Source organism: Halovulum marinum, assembly GCF_009697225.1.
In the GTDB taxonomy this organism is placed as follows: Bacteria; Pseudomonadota; Alphaproteobacteria; order Rhodobacterales; family Rhodobacteraceae; genus Halovulum; species Halovulum marinum.
The window spans coordinates 32,379-50,901 of sequence record NZ_WIND01000024.1 but is presented as its reverse complement, the minus strand read 5'-3'; the positions used below and the strand labels follow the sequence as shown (position 1 = coordinate 50,901).

The window sequence follows — 18,523 nt, the reverse complement described above, 5'->3', positions numbered from 1 at the left end:
GCGCCGTACTGGTCGATCGCGCGGATCGTCACCTCGCTCGAGAAGTCCTGCGTCAGCGTCAGGTCGCCGTAGTTGCCTGATTTCAGCAGGATCTCGTCGCCGCCGCTGGCGGACGACAGCGCGGAAAGAAGGTCCGATTTCGTGGATACGGTGTAGGTAGCCATGGATTCACCTGTTTCTGGACCCGTGGGGGTTCGGGTTTGGAAGGGGACAAGCGCACACACCCGCCCGACGCGACCTGGAGGGGACCGCGCGACAGCCCGAGCGAAAGGTCAGTCAAGAGAAGGTCGAGGCCAATAACAGCCGCGACACAAGCTCAGGAAAATGCCCTTTTACTCAGGTAGGGATGGGTATTTGGGACACACGCGCCTGCTTTTTTCCGAGTGTTCTCAGAATTACTCATATTCGTCTTGACTGATGTGTATCGGGCGATTCTGCCGAAATCAAGGCGGCCTCGGGCGGGGCGAGGGGCGTTGGCGGTAATCGGCCAACGGCGGCCCGCGCGTGCCTTCGCACAAGGAAGGCGGGATCGCGGGTTTGCCCGCCCCCGGCGCACGTCGGTGCCAGGGGCGGGCGGGGGTGTTTCGGCTTCGCCGGCCCGGCGCGACGGGGCGGAAAGCGCCCCCGTCCGGGTCGGCGGAACGCCTTCAGATCAGGAAGTCGGACTCGTCGATGACCGAACGCTCCAGGCCTTCGAACAGGACCGTTCCCGCCGCGCCGACCGACGAGAGGTCGATCCGGACACCGCCGTTCGCGTCGCTCACGCCGGTGGCGATCAGGTTCTGAAGCGCCGAAGCATCGACGTCGAGAAGGCTCAGGTCGATCAGGTCGACCCCGTCCTCGAAGTCGGTGACGGTGTCGTTGTCCGTGTTCTCGCGGAACCTGAACTTGTCGGCGCCGGCGCCGCCGGTCAGGATGTCGTCCTTGTTGCCGCCATGGAGCATGTCGTTGCCGGCACCGCCCACGAGGATGTCGTTGCCGTGGTCGCCGATCAGGATGTCGTCGCCGTCGCCGCCATCGATCTCGTCGTCGCTGCGGAAGCCGCGCAACTCGTCGTTGCCGTTGTCGCCCGTCAGCACATCCTTGCCGCGCCCGCCGCGCAACAGGTCGTTGCCGTCGCCGCCCGACAGGATGTCGTTGCCGGAGTCCCCGATCAGGGTGTCGTTGCCGCCCAGGCCCGACAGCGTGTCGCTGCGCCCTGCGCCGTCGATCAGGTCGTCGTACTCGGTCCCGGTCAGGACGTTGTCGGCGCCGTCGCCGTAGATTTCCTGCCCCTCGCCGGAGGATCCGGCGGGTTCCTCGACCGGCTCTTCCGGCGCGGGGTCGGTCGGGGCGGGGTCGGTCGGCTCTTCCGGGGCGGGGTCGGTCGGGGCGGGGTCGGTCGGCTCTTCCGGCGCGGGGTCGGTCGGCGCGGGGTCGGTCGGCGCGGGCTCGGTCGGGGCCGGCTCGGTCGGCTCTTCCGGCGCCGGCTGGGTCGGTTCGGTCGGCGTCCACGCATCGCCGTTCAGCAGCTCCATCAGCCGGTCATAGGCGCCCTTGCCCTCGACGACGCTGCCCTCGACGGGGACCAGCCCCTCGAGCGTGGTGCCGGTGCCGTGGAAGTTGGTGAACAGGTCGTACATGTAGTTGGCGTCGTTCTTGTCGTCGTGCTGCACGACGATGTTCGAGCCGTCGGTGCCGCCGGCCCAGCCGGTGTAGATGTTGTTCTCGACGGTGCCGCCGTCGTGATAGATGCGGGTCTCGTCGACCGCCTGGCCGGGGATGTCCAGGATGGTGTTGTCGATCACCGTGTTGCCGGACTTCACCGAGATGCCGCGCACCAGCGCGGTGAGGATGATGTTCTGCTCGATCAGCGAATCGTGCAGGTTGCCGAAGATGCCCTGCGCGGTGGCGTCGGTGCCCTCGGCCGGCAGCAGCACGTTGCCGCGGATCACGAAGTTCGTCGACGGGTTGCCCTGGAACTGCATGAAGTCGTTGTGCGCGCCGTCGGTGGCCGCCACGTTCTCCGGGCCCCAGTTGTTCTCGACCAGGCCGCCGTTGACCTCGCTGAACTTGTAGGCGTCCAGCGACACCCAGTCGACGCGGTTGCCCGAGACCACCACGTCGTCGGTCTGGAACATCGCCGTGCCGTTGCTGACGTTGTGGATGTAGTTGTCGATATAGGAGATGTTCGACGAATCCTTGGCGCGGATGCCGAACAGGGCGCCATAGCCCGAGTCGGCGCCGATGTCCGAGTTCTGCACCGTGATCTGCTTGCTGCCGTTGCCGATCTCGATGTGGGTGTCCGAGCCGTTGTTGACCCGCAGCCCGTCCAGCACGATGTTGCTGGCGCCCGAGATCTCGATGCCGCCGAAATTCGCGCCGTACTGGTCGATCGCGCGGATCGTCACCTCGCTCGAGAAATCCTGCGTCAGCCGCAGGTCGCCGTAGTTGCCGCTCTCCAGCAGGATCTCGTCGCCGCCGGAGGCCTTGGAAAGCGCCGACTGCAGGTCGGCGCTGGAGGATACGGTGTAGGTAGCCATAGATTCACCTAGCTTCTGGACCCGTGGGGGGGTCGGGTTTCAGACTTCCGGGCGCGCAAACACTCGCCCTGCGCGGTCCCGTGCGGAACCGCGTGCAAGTCCAAGTGAAGGGCCAGTCAAGAGGTCAGTCACGATCACTAACGGCCGCGACTCTTCCTCGGGAACATGTCCTTTTACTCAGGTAGGGCTTGGTATTTTGGACACACGCGCCTGTTTTGATCTGGTTGAATCCAGAATTACTCATATTTGTCTTGACCGATATGTAGCCGCCGATTCTGCCGAAATCAAGGCAGCCCCGGGAGGGCCGGAGCGCGTTGGCCGAATACCGCCAACGCGTGTCGCGCCGCGCGCGCGCTCGCCCGATCCGCAGGACCACAGGCCCTTGCGGCGAAAGGATGAATCCGGCTCAGCCCCGCGGCGGGCGGATCAGGCTGCGCAGCGCCTCGATCAGGCGGGGATCGGCGAAGGGCGAGACCGCGTGCGGGGCGGGACCGGTCCGGTCGGACAGCCGGTCCAGCGTCCGGGCCAGCGCGGCGGCGTCGGGAACGACGTGGATTCCCGGCCGGTCGGCGAAGCGGCGGGCCGTCGCCAGCTGGTGATCGTTGCGGTGTTCGGCCAGATCGGCGCGGCGCGGCATCAGCACGATCGGCTTGCCCAGCTCCATCGCGGTGATGATCGAGCCCATGCCGGCGTGGGCCACGATCAGCCGGGCGGCGGCGAATCGGGCGCCGTAGTCCGCGGGCGGCAGGTGCGCGACCCAGTCGAAATGCCGCGGGCGGTAGCCGGCGTCGCCCGGCTCGGCGATCTGGCCGAAGACGTCGTCGCGGCCGCGCGCGTGGCACCACTCGTCCACCGCCCGCACCAGCCGGTCGAAGGGCAGCTGCGTGCCCAGCGTCAGGAAGATCACAGCACCGCCCCCGCATAGGCCGGCCCGTCCGGCGTCGCCAGGTGTTCCCATTGCGTCAGCCACAGGTCGGCGTGGCGCCGCGCCCGCGCCCCCGAGGCCGACAGCTCGGCGGCGTTGGCGATGCTGTCCACCCAGATCGTGCGCGCGCCCAGGCGGCGGCCCAGCAGCAGCGCGAAATAGCCCGGCGCGGCGCCGGTGGTCACCACCACCTGCGGGCGGGTGCGCAGCAGGATCAGCGCCAGTTCCGCCAGCTGGCGCAGCAGCTTCAGCTTCTGCCAGCGGCTGGCCTCGGTCACCACGCGGATCCGCGGCGCGGGCTGGCCGCGGGCCGCGGCGTCCGCGGCGACCTGCGCCTCGTAGCCGGCCCGGGTGGTGACATAGGTGACCGCGCAGCCGTCCCAGGCCGGGCGCAGCCGCTGCAGCTGCACCCAGTGCCCGCCGGCCGAGGCCACGCACAGAACCCGGCAGCCGGTGGCGCTGTTCCCCTGCATGGCCGAGGGCTCAGAGATCGAAGGGCAGCGTGATGCCGACGGAAATCAGGTGCGACTGGGACGACGGGCCCGCGGCCTCTTCCTCGAACCGGTACTCGTAGCCCAGGTTCAGGTCCGCGCGCTCGGTCAGCTCGTAGCTGTAGCCCAGGTCCAGACCGGCGCCGGGCAGGTTGTCGATGCCGGAATCGCCCAGCCCGTTGCGCAGCGAGACGCTGGCGCCCAGCTGGGCGCTGCTGCGGCTGGTCAGGTCGCGCACATAGGCCAGCCGCGCGGTGGTGCGCAGCTGGTCCTCGCCCTCGTCGCTGACCGAGATCGACTGGTCGAGGCTGCCGTTCAGCCGGTTGGTCCTGTTCAGCGCGTAATCGACCTCGAGCCCGCCGACGACGGCCAGGTCGGCGTCGCGGGACGACGACACGCCGACGAAGCCGCCGATCTCGCCCCGGGGCATCTCGCGGCTGAAATGCACCTCGCCGGTGGGACGCACCTCGTCCTCGAAGATGCGCACCCCGGCCGAGGCGCCGACCTGCCAGAGCTGCCCGGCATAGTCGGTGCCCAGGGTGAAGAAATAGCTTGCGGTGTCGTCCAGCACGCCGTCGTTCTCGGCGCCGTCGACGCGGTAGCCGAGACGCGCGTTCGCCGACAGGCCCCGGGTCAGCTGGCGGCTGATCGTGCCGGCGACCAGATATTCCTGCGCCTCGGTGTCTTCGTCCACCGCATCGAGCCGGTAATAGCCCTCCAGCCCAAGCCTGGTGCGCGGCCCCTCGATGCCGTAGGTCAGCTCGACCGTGGGCAGCACGCGCAGGTCGTCCGCGGTGCTGTCCTCGTCGCCGATCACCTTGCTGCGCGCGATGACGGTGGCGTCCAGCGCGAAGCTCTGGGTGCGGGTCTCGGTCAGGAAGCCCAGCCCCAGCGTGGTGACCGAGCGCGCGCCCAGGTCGCTCTCGCCCGGGCGGAAGGCCAGGTTGCTGCCGGCCTCGACGCTCTGCGAGACGACGCCGCTCAGACGGCGCCCGCCCTCATCCTGAGCCGAAGCCGGGACCGTCGCCGCAGCAGTGACAACCAGGCCGACAGCGCCGGCCCTGCGAACCAGGCACGTCTTCTGCATCACTCGAACAGCCGCCGTTCGGGGACCAGGATCACGTCGCCGCTCTGCAGCGGGAACAGGTTGCGCAGCTCGGCCCCCTTCATCACCGCGTCGTAGTTGAACAGCGAGGTGTAGGTCTTGCCGGTGCCGGGATCGGTGCGGCGCAGCTGGATCCGCCTGGTGGCGGCGAAGCGCGACGGTCCGCCGGCCATCGCCAGCGCCTGCAGGATGTTGATCCCCGGCGGCATCTCGGCCAGGCCCGGCGAATTCACCTCGCCCAGCACGAAGACGTCGATGGTGGGAACCACGATCGGCCCGGTGATCACCGGCGCCGGTTCGGCCAGCGAGGACAGCCCGACGAAGACGTTCGGGCGGGCCGCGAAGTTGCCGGCGATGCCCTCGGTGATCGCGCTTTGCACGTCCTCGACGGTGCGGCCCGCGGCCTGCACGGTCCCGGCCATCGGCAGCGAGATGCGCCCGTCGGGCAGCACCAGCGCCTGCCGGTTCAGGCTGGGATCCTCAAGCACCGAGATGTCGAGCGTGTCGCCCGGCTTGATGAGATAGCGGCTCTGCGCCAGCGCCGGCAGCGCCGCCAGAATCAGAGACAGCGCAACGATCAGTATCCGCATGGACAACCTCCCTCGAACGTGGTTCCGCCTGGCGCAGACACCGCCGAACCGTATCGGCGAAGACCTACCAGAAACTTCAAGGCTTTGCGCCCCGGACCTGATGCGGAATCCGTGGGGCGTATTGAAAATGCTACAGGTCGCATCAGTAGCCGTACTCCTCGGGCGTGTAGCGGCACTTGTTCACCACCACCCCCAGCACGTTGGTGTGCGCGCCCAGCTCGCGCTCGCAACGGTCGATCTCGGTCATCTTCGATTCCTCGGCCGCCGCCACCAGCAGCACGCAGTCGATGTTGGGCAGGAAGGCCATCACGTCGTCGGCGCGCATCAGCGGCGGCATGTCGCACAGGATGATCTCGGGGCCGAGGATCGCCTCGACCCGCTTCATGGTGATCGCGGCGGTCCGGCTGTTGAGCACTTCCGAGGGGTTGCCCGCGGCATGGCCGGGCGTGCTGACCGCCAGCGTGTCGCCATAGCGCAGGAAGCTGTCCTCGATCGGCGTGGCGCCGGTCAGCACCTCGGCCATCGAGCCGGCGCCGCGCACCCCCAGAAGCTTCGCCAGCGACGGCCGGCGCAGGTCCAGGTCCATCAGCACGGTGCGGGTGTCGGGCTGGTGCGCCAGCGAGAACGCCAGGTTGGCGGCCAGCGTGGACTTGCCGCAGTTCGGCCCGGGCGAGGTCACCACCACGGTGCGCCAGCCGTTCTCGCGCATGATCCGCAGCATCCGGGTGCGGATCATGTCGATCGGCGCATGCTCGACGCTGCGGCGCTCGAAGCTGACGATGCGGTTGGCGCGCAGCAGCCTGGCGTCGGGCTCGTAGGCGCCGAGCGCATCCCAGGCCATCGGCCAGCTTTCCTCGGCGGCCGGGACCGGCTCGGATGCCTGCGGGTCGGATGCCCGGGGGTCGGCCGGCGCCGGCTGCGCCCCGGGCGGCGGCGGTTTCAGGTGGAAGCGCGGCGGCTGCGGCAGCGGGCCGTGGCTGCTGCGCGCGCGCGACCGCTCGGCGTCGGGGCCGGGCGCGGACTCGCCCCTGCCGCCGGGAACCGGGTCCGGGACCGGCGCCACCCGGCGCGATTCGGCGCCGGCGGCCGCCTCCGGCCGTGCTCCGGCCGTGGCAAGCCGCAGCGGCGGCGCGGCGTCCGCGGCCGGAGCATTCCCGACCGGCTCGCCCTTCCAGCGGAATCCCTTGTCGCCGCCCGGCGGGTGTTCGCGCAGGGCCTGCTTCATCTCCTTCTGGCGCCGCTCGCGCAGCAGGTGGGCCTTCTCTATCGCTGCCTGAACCCTGTCCATTCCCGTCGTGCCTCAGAGCTTGCTCAGCACGCCGGCCAGCCCGGCGCGCTCCGCCACCTGCATCAGCAGCAGGTCCAGCGGCATGTAGTAGACGTGCAGCGCATAGGTGACCGCAGGCAGGATCACCACCGCGGTCATCGCCGCCGAGCCGATCACCGCGCGCTTGACCAGCACCTCGCGGCGGGTGCGGATGTAGGGCACCGCGCCGAAGGCCTGGATGTCCAGCTTGCGCGCCAGGTCCTCGGGCCGCCGGATCGCGCCGTTGAGCAGCTCCAGCAGCAGCACCAGCCCCAGCCCGGCGCCAAGCCCGGCGAACACCCCGCCGGCGGCGATCAGCAGCCGGTTGGGTCTGTCCGGCTGGGCCGGCGGCACCGCCTGCTCGACCACCGAAAAGCGTTCGCCCTTGGACAGCACCTCGATCCGCTCGCCGGTGGCGGCGCTGGCCAGCCGGGCGACGGCGGTGTTGTACTGGCCCTGGATGTTCTCGTAGCGCCGCTCCAGCGCGCTCAGCTGGACCTCGTTCACCGGCGTGGCGCGGATGCTGTCGCTCAGCGCGGACAGCTCGCCGCGCAGCCGTTCGGTCTCGCTGTCGAGATAGGACAGCCGCGCGTCGTAGTCGCGCAGCTGCAGCCCGAGCTCGCCGGTGGCGGGGCTTTCGGGCGCGTCATCCTCGATCCCGCTCTGCGCCGCCACCTGCTTTTCCAGCGCCGCGACGCGGTTCTTCAGCAGCACGATCCGCGGGTTGTTCTCCGAGAACACCACCAGCTGCTGCTCCAGCTCGCCCCGCAGGCGCTGCAGCTCCTGCTCGGCCGGGCTCAGCGTGCGCTGCGTCTCCAGCAGCCGGCCGGTGGATTCGTAGACCTCGACCAGCCGGGTGCGGGATTCGCGCAAGGTGGAGGTCTCGCGCTCCAGCTGCGCCAGCCGTTCCTGCAGCCGGGACTGTTCCGCGCGGCGGAATTCCAGGCTTTCGGGCAGCGCCTCGATGTTCTCGTTCTTGAACTCCAGCATCTCGCCCGAGATCCGGTCCAGCTCGCTGCCCAGGCGCTCGACCTCGTTCTCGAAGAACTGCAGCGTGTCGGTGGCGCGGTCGGTGCGCAGCCGCTGGTTCGCCTGCAGCACCAGGGCGACGAACTCGTTGGTCACGTCGGCGGCCAGCGCCGGGTCGGCGGCCTCGAACGCCAGTTCCATCGCCGGCGCCGGGTTGCGGCGGTCGCCCAGGTTCATCGCCTTGAACTCCAGCCGGTCGCGCATCGCCTGCGCGGTCTCGGTCGCGGTCATCGGCTCGGACCCGGCGAAGACGTCGTAGCGTTCGGCGACGTCGAGCAGGGTCTCGCGCGAGGTCAGCCGTTCGCGAAGGATCTGGATCACCTGCATCGATTCGACCTCGACCGTGGACTGCGCCAGGTCCTGGGAGATCTGCCCGGGCTCGACCAGGATCATGGCCGTGCCGCGGTAGACCGCGGGCAGCATCACCGCCAGCGACAGGCCGGCGGTGGCGACGAACAGGAACACCACCAGGAAATAGGGCAGCCGGCGCCAGAAGACCTGCAGGTAGAACTTGATGTCGCCCATGTTCACGGCCGGAACCTCCCGCGCTGGCGCGGCGCCCGGCCGGAGGATTTCAGCGGCGCGAACGAGCCGTTGACGTTGCGGTCCTCGACCACCTGCTCGATCATCGGCCGGTCGACCCGGTAGACGCCCTCGCCGAAGGCGTAGAGCAGGGCGTAGTCGCACAGCTGGTTGATCAGCCGCGGCACGCCGCCGGTGGCCTCGTGGATCGCCGCCGCCGCGTCCTCGGTGAACACGTTGCGGGTGGCGCCCGAGGTCAGCATGCGGAAGTCGATGTACTCGCGCACCGCCAGCTTCGACATCGGGCTCAGGTGGAAGTCGGACGACACCCGCTGCGCGAACTGCACCAGCCTGGGGCTGGCCAGCTTCTCGCGCAGCTCGGGCTGGCCGACCAGGATCAGCTGCACCAGCTCGTCCTCGTCGGCGTTGATGTTCGAGAACATGCGCAGCTCCTCCAGCGTGTTCTCGGCCAGGTTCTGCGCCTCGTCGAAGATCAGGATGGTGCGGCGGCCGGCGTTGTATTCCTCGATCAGATGCGCCTGGAAGCGGCTGAACAGCGAGACGTAGGAGGCGTCCTCGGGGGCGTGCTGGCCGAGCGCCATCAGCACCCACTGCAGCAGCTCGCCCCGGTCGCCGTGCGCGTTCGAGATCAGGCCGACGGTGATGTCGTCCTCGAGGTTGCGCAGCAGGTGCCGGATCAGCGTGGTCTTGCCGGCGCCGATCTCGCCGGTGATGACGGTGATCGGCGCGTTGGTCATCACGCCGTACTCCAGCATCGCATAGGCCTTCTTGTGCTGCCCCGACCAGAACAGGAAATCCGGGTCGGGCTGCAACGTGAAGGGCCTGCGCGTCAGGCCGAAATATTCGGTGTAGATGTCCAGCCGCCCCGCCTTGCGCGCGGTCTGGCCGGACCCGCTTTTCTCGAACCCCACTCTACCCACTACTCCTGCATGTCGCGATCGACCGCTACCCCCTCGGCGACCGCGTCCCCAGTCACATATGTGGACCATAACATCACGAGGGAAAGGGAGAGTCTCCCCTGCAGGCTGGTCGCGCGGCCCGCGAATGTTAAGTTTCGCACATCCCCCCCGGGTCCGGATGGCTAAAATGCGGTTCAAATTGGGCGAAAATGCGGATTTCCTGTTGTATGAATCGCCCGGCTGGCGGAGAATCCGGGGCGGGAGAAGGGTAGTGACTGCTGCCAGGCATGTGGAATTGGGGAATTCCGGCCTGGTATTCAGAAATCGCTATGTATGCGATTCGGGTAGAGTGACTCAGTACTTCGTGTTGTAGTGTTTGGGGGCTAGATAAATGGTAGGGGCGACTGACAGCCTCGCGCCGCTTAAAAGCGGGCGCGAGAGACATTCGAGCACGGGACTGTATGCCCAGTTCGGCAAGAGGCTGCTCGACATCACACTGGTTCTACTGGCGATGCCCATAGTCCTGCCGCTGATTGCGGGGCTGGCGGTCTGGATTGGGCTGCAGGGGCATTCTCCGTTCTTCGTCCAGGACCGGGTCGGCAAGGGCGGGGGCGTCTTCCGCCTGTGGAAGCTGCGCACCATGGTGCCGGACGCCGAGGCCGCGCTGGAGGCGTATCTGAGCGCGAATCCCGAGGCCCGGCGGGAATGGGACACGCGCCAGAAGCTGGCGCACGATCCCAGGATCCTGCCCTGCGGGCATTTCCTGCGCGCCGCGTCGCTGGACGAGTTGCCGCAGCTGTGGAACGTGCTGAAGGGCGACATGAGCCTGATCGGTCCGCGGCCGATGATGCCGTCGCAGGTGCGGCTGTATCCGGGCCGGGCCTATTACGCGCTGCGCCCGGGGATCAGCGGCCTGTGGCAGGTGTCGCAGCGCAACGAGTGCTCGTTCGAGGGGCGCTCGTCCTACGATACCGAGTACTTCCACCGGCTCTCGCTGCCGACCGATCTGGGGGTGCTGCTGCGCACCGTCTCGGTGGTGCTGCGCCGGACCGGAACCTGAGGCCGGGCGGCAGGCTGCCCGCGGCGGGCCCAAGGCAGGATCGAACACCGAGCATGGCCCGAGCACGACCGAGGTTGCCGACCGCGACGACACTGGGCCCGGCCGCCCTGGCCGGGTGCAGATCCGCCGGAAAGCGCGCCGGGCCGGGCGCGGCGCGGCGCTGCCGGCCGCCGGCGATCCCGAGCGCGCGATCCCGCAGGCCCGCACCCTGCCCCGGACCATCCCGCCCCCGCCCCGGACCATCCCGCCCCAAAACACCCCGCCCCAAAACACCCCGCCCCAAAACACCCCGCCCCGGAACCGGAACGGGCGCGAAAACGTCTTGCGGAACCGGGATCGAACGCACATTGAAAGCGGAAATGCCCGAAGCCACGGCCAGCCGCGCGCGTGTGCGCGCGCGCACCGGTCTGGAAATTCGGGACGACCGCGCAGGAGAGTTCTCATGAAGGTCACGGTTTTCGGCACCGGCTACGTCGGCCTGGTGCAGGGCGCGGCGCTGGCCGAGGTCGGCCACGAGGTCTGCTGCATCGACGTCGACCCGGCCAAGGTCGCGGCGCTGGAGGAGGGCGTGATCCCGATCTACGAGCCCGGCCTCGACCGGCTGGTGCAGGAGAACGCCGCCGCCGGGCGGCTGACCTTCTCGACCGATCCGGCGCACGGGGTCGCGCACGGACGGGTGATCTTCATCGCCGTGGGCACGCCGCCGGGCGCCGACGGCGGCGCCGACCTGAGCCACGTGCTGGCGGTGGCGCAGACCGTGGGCGAGCGGATGGAAGCGCCCCGGCTGGTGATCAACAAGTCCACCGTGCCGGTGGGCACTGAGGCCGCGGTGCGGGCCCGCATCGCCGAGGCGCTGGCGGCCCGGGACCGGGCCGAGCTGGATTTCGACGTGGTCTCGAACCCCGAGTTCCTGAAGGAGGGCTCGGCGGTGGCCGACTGCATGCGCCCCGACCGGATCGTCGTCGGCGTCACCCGCGACGACAGCGAGGCGCTGCTGCGCGAGCTGTTCGCGCCGTTCAACCGCAACCGCGAGAAGATGATCGTCATGGACCCGCGCTCGGCCGAGCTGACCAAATACGCGGCGAACTGCATGCTGGCGACCAAGATCAGCTTCATGAACGAGATCGCCGCCATCGCCGACCGGCTGGGCTGCGACATCGAGGCGGTGCGCCAGGGCATCGGCTCGGACCCGCGGATCGGCTATCACTTCATCTATGCCGGCGCCGGCTATGGCGGCTCGTGCTTTCCCAAGGACGTGAAGGCGCTGATCCACACCGCCCGCGCCGCCGGCTGCGAGCCGCATGTGCTGCGCGCGGTCGAGGACCGCAACGCCGACGCCAAGACCGCGATCTTCGAGAAGATGCAGGCGCATTTCGGGGCCAGATTTGGCGAACGCGGCCTGAAGGGCAGGACCATCGCGCTGTGGGGGCTGGCGTTCAAGCCCAACACCGACGACATGCGCGAGGCCTCGGCCCGGGTGCTGATGGAGGCGCTGTGGCAGGCCGGCGCCACCGTGCAGGCCTATGACCCGCAGGCGATGGAGGAGACCCAGAGGATCTACGGCTCCCGCGACGACCTGCGCCTGTGCGGCACCAAGGAGGCGGCGCTGAGCGGCGCCGACGCGCTGGTGGTGATGACCGAATGGCGCATGTTCCAGTCGCCGGACTTCGAGGCGGTCCGCGAGGCGCTGTCGGAACCGGTGCTGTTCGACGGCCGCAACCTCTACGACCCCGAGCGGATGCAGGGCCACGGCTTCACCCATTACGGCATCGGCCGCGGCGCCCGCGCCCCGGGCGAGGTGAAGATGGACCAGCCCCGCACCGCCTCGGCGACCGGAACCGCCTCGGCTGCCGAATAGCGCCCGGCTTCCGCTTGCCGGTGAATATCCCGCCGGAGGCCCCGGCGGCAGTCTTTATTCCGGGGACAGGGAAGCCGGGGGCCGGCTCCGGCGCGCGCGCCGGTCAGCTCAGCGCCGCCACCTCCTCGGCGATCGACAGCGAACTGGTCAGCCCGGGCGATTCGATGCCGTAGAGCGCGACCCAGCCCGGCACGCCGTGCGCCGCGCGGCCCTGGATCAGGAAATCCGTGGCCGCCCCGCCCTGCGGGCCGGTCTTGGGCCGGATCCCGGCATAGGCGGGCTGCAGCGCGCCGTCGGGCAGGCCGGGCCAGTAGCGGCGGATCGCGTCGTAGAAGCGGACCCCGCGCGCCGGATCGACGGTATAGTCGATCCGGTCGATCCACTCGACATCGGGGCCGAACTTGCCCCGCCCGGCCAGGTCCACGGTGTAGTGGCAGCCCAGCCCCCCCGGCTCGGGCACCGGGTAGACCGGGCGCGAGAACGGCTGCTTCCCGGTCAGGGTGAAATAGACCCCGCGCGCAAGATGCCGCGGCGGGATGGAGGCGGGCGGAATGCCCGCGATCGACCGCGCCACCGGCTGCGCCCCGAGCCCGGCGGCGTTGATCACCGTGGCCGCGCAGACCGTCACCGGCTCGGCGCCGCCGACATGCAGCACGATGCCGTCATCGGTGACCGCGCCGCCCTCGACCGGGCTGGACAGCGCCAGCATCGCGCCGGCCTGTTCCGCGTCGCCCAGCAGCGCCAGCATCAGCCCGTGCGAATCCACCAATCCCGTCGAGGGCGACAGGATCGCGTCGGTGCACGAGACCTCGGGCTCCAGCGCGCGCGCCCCGGCGGCGCCGATCCGGGTCAGGTCCCCGACCCCCGCGCCGCGGGCGGCGGCGGCGATCCGGTCCAGGTCGGCGTGCTGCGCCGCGTCGCTGGCCACGATGATCTTGCCGCTGTTGCGGTGCGCCACCCCGTGCGCGGCGCAGAAGTCGTACAGCATCGCCTTGCCGCGCGCGCAGTGCCGCGCCTTGGCGCTGCCGTGCGGATAGTAGATCCCGGCGTGGATGATCTCGGAATTGCGGGCGCTGGTGCCGGTGCCGAAGGCGGTCTCGGCCTCGAGGATCACCACCTCGCGCCCGGCCAGCGCCAGCGCGCGGGCGCAGGCCAGGCCGACCACGCCCGCGCCGATCACCACTGCATCGAGTCGGTCTGTCATTCGGGAGCCATTTCGGGGGCCATTTCGGGGGCGATCATGTCAGGGCTGCTTGTGGTCGACCATGCGCACCAGGTACTGGCCGTACTCGGTCTTCAGGAACGGCTTGGCCAGTTCGCGCACCGCGTCCGCGTCGATCCAGCCCTTGAGATAGGCGACTTCCTCGGGGCAGCCGATCTTCAGGCCCTGGCGTTTCTCCAGCGTCTGCACGAAGGCGCCGGCCTCGAGCAGGCTGTCATGGGTGCCGGTGTCGAGCCAGCCATAGCCGCGGCCCAGCAGCGCCACCTCGAGGCTGCCTTCTTCCAGATAGACCTGCAGCAGGTCGACGATCTCCAGCTCTCCACGCGCCGAGGGGGTCAGCGTCGCCGCCCGCCCGGGCGCGCGGCCGTCGAGGAAATAGAGCCCGGTCAGCGCGAAATCCGAGGGCGGCACCTGGGGTTTCTCGACCAGCCGGGTGACCTTGCCGCCGGCGTCGAAATCCAGCACGCCGTAGCGCTCGGGCGCGCGGACCTGATAGCCGAAGACGGTGCCGCCGCCGTCGTGCCGGGCGGCCTTGAGCATCACCTCCTGCAGCCCGTGGCCGTAGAAGATGTTGTCGCCCAGCACCATCGCCGAGGGCGCGCCGGCCAGGAAATCCTCGGCCAGCACATAGGCCTGCGCCAGCCCCTCGGGGGCGGGCTGCTCGATGAAGGTGAGCGCCATGCCCCATTGCGACCCGTCGCCCAGCAGGCGCTGGAACTGCGTGCGGTCCTGCGGCGTGGTGATGATCGCGACCTCGCGCAGCCCGGCCAGCATCAGCACGGTCAGCGGATAGTAGATCATCGGCTTGTCGTAGAGCGGCATCAGCTGCTTCGACACCGCCATGGTGATCGGATACAGCCGCGTGCCCGAGCCCCCGGCCAGGATGATGCCCTTGCGGTTCATGTCAGCGCCTCCAGCACGCGGGTCAGGCCGTCGCGCCAGTCGGGGCGCGCGATGCCGAACACCGCTTCGGTGCGGCTGCAGTCCAGCCGCGAGTTCAGCGGCCGCGCCGCCGGGGTGGGATACTCGGACGAGGGGATGCGCTCGATGGCGCAGTCCAGCCCGGCGCGGGTCATGATTTCATGGGCGAACCCGGCCCAGCTGACATCCGGCGCGCCGGCGAAATGCCAGGTGCCGGACGGCGCGCCTGCCTTCAGCGCGCCGGCGATGACCAGCAGCGCCGCGGCGATGTCGCCGGCCTCGGTCGGGCCGCCGATCTGGTCGTCCACCACCCGCAGCGCGTCGCGTTCCGCCCCCAGCCGCAGCATGGTCTTCACGAAATTGCCGCCATCGGCCGAGAACACCCACGAGGTCCGCAGGATCGCATGCGCCCCGCCCGCGTCCCGCACCCCGGCCTCTCCGGCGGCCTTCGACCGGCCATAGGCCGACAGCGGCGCCACCGGTTCGTCGGGCGCATGGGGCGCCTCGCCGCGGCCGTCGAAGACATAGTCGCTGGAGACCTGCAGGAACGGGATCCCGGCCTGCGCCGCCGCCTGCGCCATGGCGCCCGGCGCCTCGCCGTTGATGCGCGTGGCCAGCGGTTCTTCCGCCTCGGCGCGGTCCACCGCCATGTAGGCGGCGGCGTTGATCGCGGCCTGCGCGCCCTCGGCGGCGGCCCGGCGCAGCGCCGCGGCGCAGGCCTCGGGGTCTGCGAGGTCGGCAGCCTGCCGGTCGAGGAACAGTGCATCGGGCGCGCGCCGCGCCAGCGCCTGCGCCAGCTGGCCGGTCCGGCCGAACACCACCAGCTTCATGCGGTCTCTCCGTAGCGGAAGGGGCTGTCGAGGTCGGCGAACCGGCCCGCGGCCGCGTCCTTGTCCGACAGGATTGCCGCGCCCGGGCCGATGCCCCAGTCGATGCCGAGGTCCGGATCGTCGAACCGCACCGCGCCCTCGGTCCGCGGCGCGTAATAATCGGTGCACTTGTAGACCACGTCGCAGTCCGGGGTCAGCGTGGCATAGCCGTGCAGAAAGCCCCTGGGCACCAGCAGCTGCCTGCCGGTCCCGGCCGACAGCTCGACGCCGGTCCACTGCCCGTAGGTGGGCGAGCCTTTGCGCACGTCCACCGCCACGTCCATGATCCGGCCGCGCACCACGCGCACCAGCTTGTCCTGCGCCGACGGCGGGGCCTGGTAATGCAGGCCGCGCACGGTGCCCGCGTCGCGGGTCCAGGCGTGGTTGTCCTGCACGAAGTCCAGCGCCAGCCCGGCCTCGGCCATCGCGCGCGCGTTCCAGGTCTCGGAAAAGAAGCCGCGCTCGTCGCCGAAGCGGCGCGGCGTCAGGATCACCACGCCGTCCAGCGCGGTCGTCTCGATCTGCATGTCGGTCCCCCGTCTGTCCAAACGGCCCGGCCAAACGGCCCGTTCCCCGCCCGTCCCCAAGCGAGACCCTACCCGCCGGCCCCCGAACATCAACCGTTTCCCGCGCCCCGCGCCGCCGCGATGGCGCTGCGGGCGCTCAGGCGCGCCGCACCGTGCGTTCGCTCACCCGGAACAGCCGCGCGATCTCGGCGACGGTGCGGCTGTCCTCGTCGCGCATCCGCCGCACCTCGGCCTTCTGGGCCGGGCTCAGCGCCGGGGGCCGCCCGCCGACGCGCCCGCGCGCGCGGGCGGCGGCCAGCCCCTCGCGGGTGCGCTCCGAGATCCGCTCGCGCTCGAACTGGGCGATCGAGGCGAAGACGTGAAACACCAGCCGCCCGGCCGGGGTGGTGGTGTCGATGTCCTCGGCCAGCGAGCGGAAGCCGGCGCCGCGCGCGGCGATCGCCTCGACGATCTCGAGCAGGTCCTTCAGCGAGCGCGCCAGCCGGTCGTACTTGGTGACGACGACCACGTCGCCGGGGCGCAGCTGGTCGAGCATCCGGTCCAGCTCCGGCCGCGCGCGGCGCGCACCGCTGACCCGGTCGGCAAAGACGCGCCCGGCCCCGGCGGCGGCCAGCGCGTCGGTCTGGGCGTCGAGCCTCTGGTCCTCGGTCGAGACGCGGGCATATCCGATGATCATGCCGCCCACCCTGCCAAAAACCTGCCAGAACCGCAAAGCTTTTGCCGGGGGTTTTTGTCAAAGCCAAACCCTTGCGGCAGCGGACGTTCGCGGCGCCGGTCAAAAACGACCGTTTATGTCCAAGGTCGCAAATCATGTAGAGCCAGATCTTCCTGCGCTGAAGGCTCGCCACCGTTTCCCTTTCCACGCCGTAGATAAAGGCCGATCGGGAAAGTGATCAGATCGCCTATCACCGAAATCAACCGATGCAGCAGTGCCGCCGCCAGAGCCGGCCCGGCCCCGAGGAACAACCCGAGGCCAAGAGCGATAATCCCTTCACGCAGACCAAGTCCGCCTGGCGCTCCGGGCGTGATGAAGCCAATGCACCAAGCAGCAGCGAAGATTGCCACGGACGGCAGGAGTCCCACGGTGGACCCGGGCGCCACGACCCTGGCGACACAATAAAGCGAAAGGCCCAACACCAGGAAATTCACCGCATGCAATCCAAATGGCGCGATGGCGCGCATGGGGTGGGCCATTCCGCGCCTCGGTCCATCCAAGCGCCTCCGAAAAAGGGCACCGCCCCCCAGAAGACCAACCATCAACGCCAAGCCCAGGCCCAAAACGAGCGCCTTGGGCGAGATCAGGGTCTCGTCGGGCAAAAGCGCAAGGACCAAATCCGGCGCAAAGACCAGTGCCAAGGCAAAGATCAACGCACCCGCGCCCAGGAGCAGCCCGACCTCCACCACCATGGAAAAGCCTACCGCCCAACCTGGCAATCGATCTTCTTGCGCCAGCGCATACCGACCGATCAGATGTGCAAAATTGCCCGGAATATATTTCCCGATCGCCGAAACCATGAGCTGGCTTTCGGCGCGGCCAGGCTCCAGCTTCATATCGAAAACCGAAAGGGCGCCACGCCAAGCCACCGCGGCGACCAGTTGCGACATGACGTAAAACCCGAGTGCAGCTATCAGCCAACCCCATGCCAGGGGCTCTGTCAAATTGATCCGTGGCATCTCCCGACTGCCACGCCAAAGCGCCACCCCCATGAAGAGCAGCGCCGCGAAGGTGCCCGCAATGCGAAGCCTGGATGCCATTCACTCCACCTTCCGGGTGTTTTGGCCATTCTTCGATATGCTATGGTCGTTCCGACCAAACCATCTGACGATGGGCAATCATTATATCAAGCCACAGGGTAAACGAGACCGATGCCGTACCTGCCCTGTTCAGGATCGGCAACAATCGTCTTGGTCTGAACGCTCGTGTCGTTCTCCAACTCAACCCAGAAACGGTTTACATCGATGGAAGGGTCATCGGTGGGCAAGACATCATGTAACGCTATGACCCCTCCGGGAGCGAGAAGCGGTAAATAGTACATGTAATCCTGCTTTACCCCCTCATAAGAGTGGTCAGCATCAATCATGATAAAGTCGATCCCATCCCCTCCTACTATACGGTCGACCTTATCCACTGTTTCCTTGGAATGAGAATCCGCGCGAAGCAAGTTCAACTCTTGCTGTTCTCCACAAAATCTCCGGTAATGCGACTCTTTCCACTTCGGATACCCCCCGCCATTACGGCCATAAGGTAAGTCCACACTTATTATTTTCGCGTCAGGCGCGGAAAAGCGACAAAGAAGAAACAACGTACCGCCTCTCGCCGTGCCGATCTCAAGGACAGTTTTAGGTCGGCGGTCAGAAACTTCGCGCATCAAGGAGGCAAGTTCAAAAGGGGCTTGCATGGGCCGAATACCCGCTCCCAGACGGCCCTCGCAAACTTCGTCTACCGCAGCATTGACGTCATCAGGGAACGAGCCATCCCGCAAACTGTCGCCAACGCGTCCTATCGTCAGGAAATCGCGCACATTATAGAGTTGCAACCAAGAGAACGTCGCCGCCCGGGTAAGCCATTCATGCCGACCCGCCTGTTGCCAGGAGCGTATCTGCCACTTCAGTGCACCTATCATGCCGGGCTTATCCTCAAGTCCAACTGCCGAAA

17 protein-coding genes are annotated in these 18,523 nt (G+C 68.7%); 2 read left to right on the top strand and 15 right to left on the bottom strand.

Features of this window, described 5'->3' with window-relative positions:
- Positions 1-647: 647 nt before the first annotated feature.
- The 8 genes from GE300_RS19435 to GE300_RS19400 all read right to left on the bottom strand — a co-directional run bounded on the left by GE300_RS19435 (position 648) and on the right by GE300_RS19400 (position 9,422).
- On the bottom strand, positions 648-2,522 hold the full coding sequence (locus GE300_RS19435; protein WP_154449170.1) for a right-handed parallel beta-helix repeat-containing protein: 1,875 nt from the start codon (positions 2,520-2,522) through the stop codon (positions 648-650).
- A gap of 406 nt (positions 2,523-2,928) precedes the next feature.
- Positions 2,929-3,429 carry a glycosyltransferase gene (locus tag GE300_RS19430; RefSeq protein WP_325063328.1) on the bottom strand — a complete coding sequence of 167 codons (501 nt, stop codon included), beginning with the start codon at positions 3,427-3,429 and terminating at the stop codon, positions 2,929-2,931.
- Entirely contained in the window at positions 3,426-3,920 is a 495-nt protein-coding gene (locus tag GE300_RS19425) for a UDP-N-acetylglucosamine--LPS N-acetylglucosamine transferase (RefSeq protein WP_154449168.1), read from the bottom strand. The genes GE300_RS19430 and GE300_RS19425 overlap by 4 nt, the downstream gene beginning before the upstream one ends.
- Before the next feature lie 10 nt (positions 3,921-3,930).
- Positions 3,931-5,025 carry a hypothetical protein gene (locus tag GE300_RS19420; protein WP_233417204.1) on the bottom strand — a complete coding sequence of 365 codons (1,095 nt, stop codon included), beginning with the start codon at positions 5,023-5,025 and terminating at the stop codon, positions 3,931-3,933.
- Entirely contained in the window at positions 5,025-5,633 is a 609-nt protein-coding gene (locus GE300_RS19415) for a polysaccharide biosynthesis/export family protein (RefSeq protein ID WP_154449166.1), read from the bottom strand. The genes GE300_RS19420 and GE300_RS19415 overlap by 1 nt, the downstream gene beginning before the upstream one ends.
- A 142-nt stretch (positions 5,634-5,775) precedes the next feature.
- A complete protein-coding gene (locus tag GE300_RS19410; RefSeq protein ID WP_154449165.1) occupies positions 5,776-6,921 on the bottom strand; it encodes a CpsD/CapB family tyrosine-protein kinase in 1,146 nt (381 codons plus the stop codon).
- Between the two features lie 12 nt (positions 6,922-6,933).
- Positions 6,934-8,499, bottom strand: a complete 1,566-nt coding sequence (locus GE300_RS19405) for a GumC family protein (protein ID WP_154449164.1) — start codon at positions 8,497-8,499, stop codon at positions 6,934-6,936.
- Entirely contained in the window at positions 8,496-9,422 is a 927-nt protein-coding gene (locus GE300_RS19400) for an ExeA family protein (RefSeq protein ID WP_325063327.1), read from the bottom strand. Before GE300_RS19400 ends, GE300_RS19405 begins: the two co-directional genes overlap by 4 nt.
- Before the next feature lie 379 nt (positions 9,423-9,801).
- On the opposite strand from GE300_RS19400, the gene GE300_RS19395 reads away from it, so the two are divergent.
- A complete protein-coding gene (locus GE300_RS19395; protein ID WP_154449162.1) occupies positions 9,802-10,470 on the top strand; it encodes a sugar transferase in 669 nt (222 codons plus the stop codon).
- Between the two features lie 442 nt (positions 10,471-10,912).
- On the top strand, positions 10,913-12,328 hold the full coding sequence (locus GE300_RS19390; RefSeq protein ID WP_154449161.1) for a UDP-glucose dehydrogenase family protein: 1,416 nt from the start codon (positions 10,913-10,915) through the stop codon (positions 12,326-12,328).
- 103 nt (positions 12,329-12,431) lie between these two features.
- Here the strand turns inward: GE300_RS19390 and GE300_RS19385 are convergent, their stop codons facing one another.
- From GE300_RS19385 to GE300_RS19355, 7 genes are all read right to left on the bottom strand, one after another.
- Positions 12,432-13,532 (bottom strand): NAD(P)/FAD-dependent oxidoreductase, encoded by a 1,101-nt coding sequence (locus GE300_RS19385; RefSeq protein WP_154449160.1) that lies wholly within the window; start codon positions 13,530-13,532, stop codon positions 12,432-12,434.
- Between the two features lie 39 nt (positions 13,533-13,571).
- Positions 13,572-14,453 carry a glucose-1-phosphate thymidylyltransferase RfbA gene (gene rfbA / locus GE300_RS19380; protein WP_154449159.1) on the bottom strand — a complete coding sequence of 294 codons (882 nt, stop codon included), beginning with the start codon at positions 14,451-14,453 and terminating at the stop codon, positions 13,572-13,574.
- Positions 14,450-15,301: a dTDP-4-dehydrorhamnose reductase gene (rfbD, locus tag GE300_RS19375; RefSeq protein WP_154449158.1), complete on the bottom strand. Its 852-nt coding sequence runs from the start codon at positions 15,299-15,301 to the stop codon at positions 14,450-14,452. The genes rfbA and rfbD overlap by 4 nt, the downstream gene beginning before the upstream one ends.
- On the bottom strand, positions 15,298-15,867 hold the full coding sequence (rfbC, locus tag GE300_RS19370) for a dTDP-4-dehydrorhamnose 3,5-epimerase (RefSeq protein ID WP_154449157.1): 570 nt from the start codon (positions 15,865-15,867) through the stop codon (positions 15,298-15,300). Before rfbC ends, rfbD begins: the two co-directional genes overlap by 4 nt.
- A gap of 136 nt (positions 15,868-16,003) precedes the next feature.
- Entirely contained in the window at positions 16,004-16,543 is a 540-nt protein-coding gene (locus GE300_RS19365; RefSeq protein WP_154449156.1) for a recombinase family protein, read from the bottom strand.
- Between the two features lie 113 nt (positions 16,544-16,656).
- Positions 16,657-17,622, bottom strand: a complete 966-nt coding sequence (locus GE300_RS19360) for a lysylphosphatidylglycerol synthase domain-containing protein (RefSeq protein WP_154449155.1) — start codon at positions 17,620-17,622, stop codon at positions 16,657-16,659.
- Positions 17,623-17,708: 86 nt separating this feature from the next.
- Complete coding sequence (locus GE300_RS19355; RefSeq protein WP_233417202.1) at positions 17,709-18,491, bottom strand: class I SAM-dependent methyltransferase; 783 nt, start codon at positions 18,489-18,491, stop codon at positions 17,709-17,711.
- Positions 18,492-18,523: the final 32 nt, after the last annotated feature.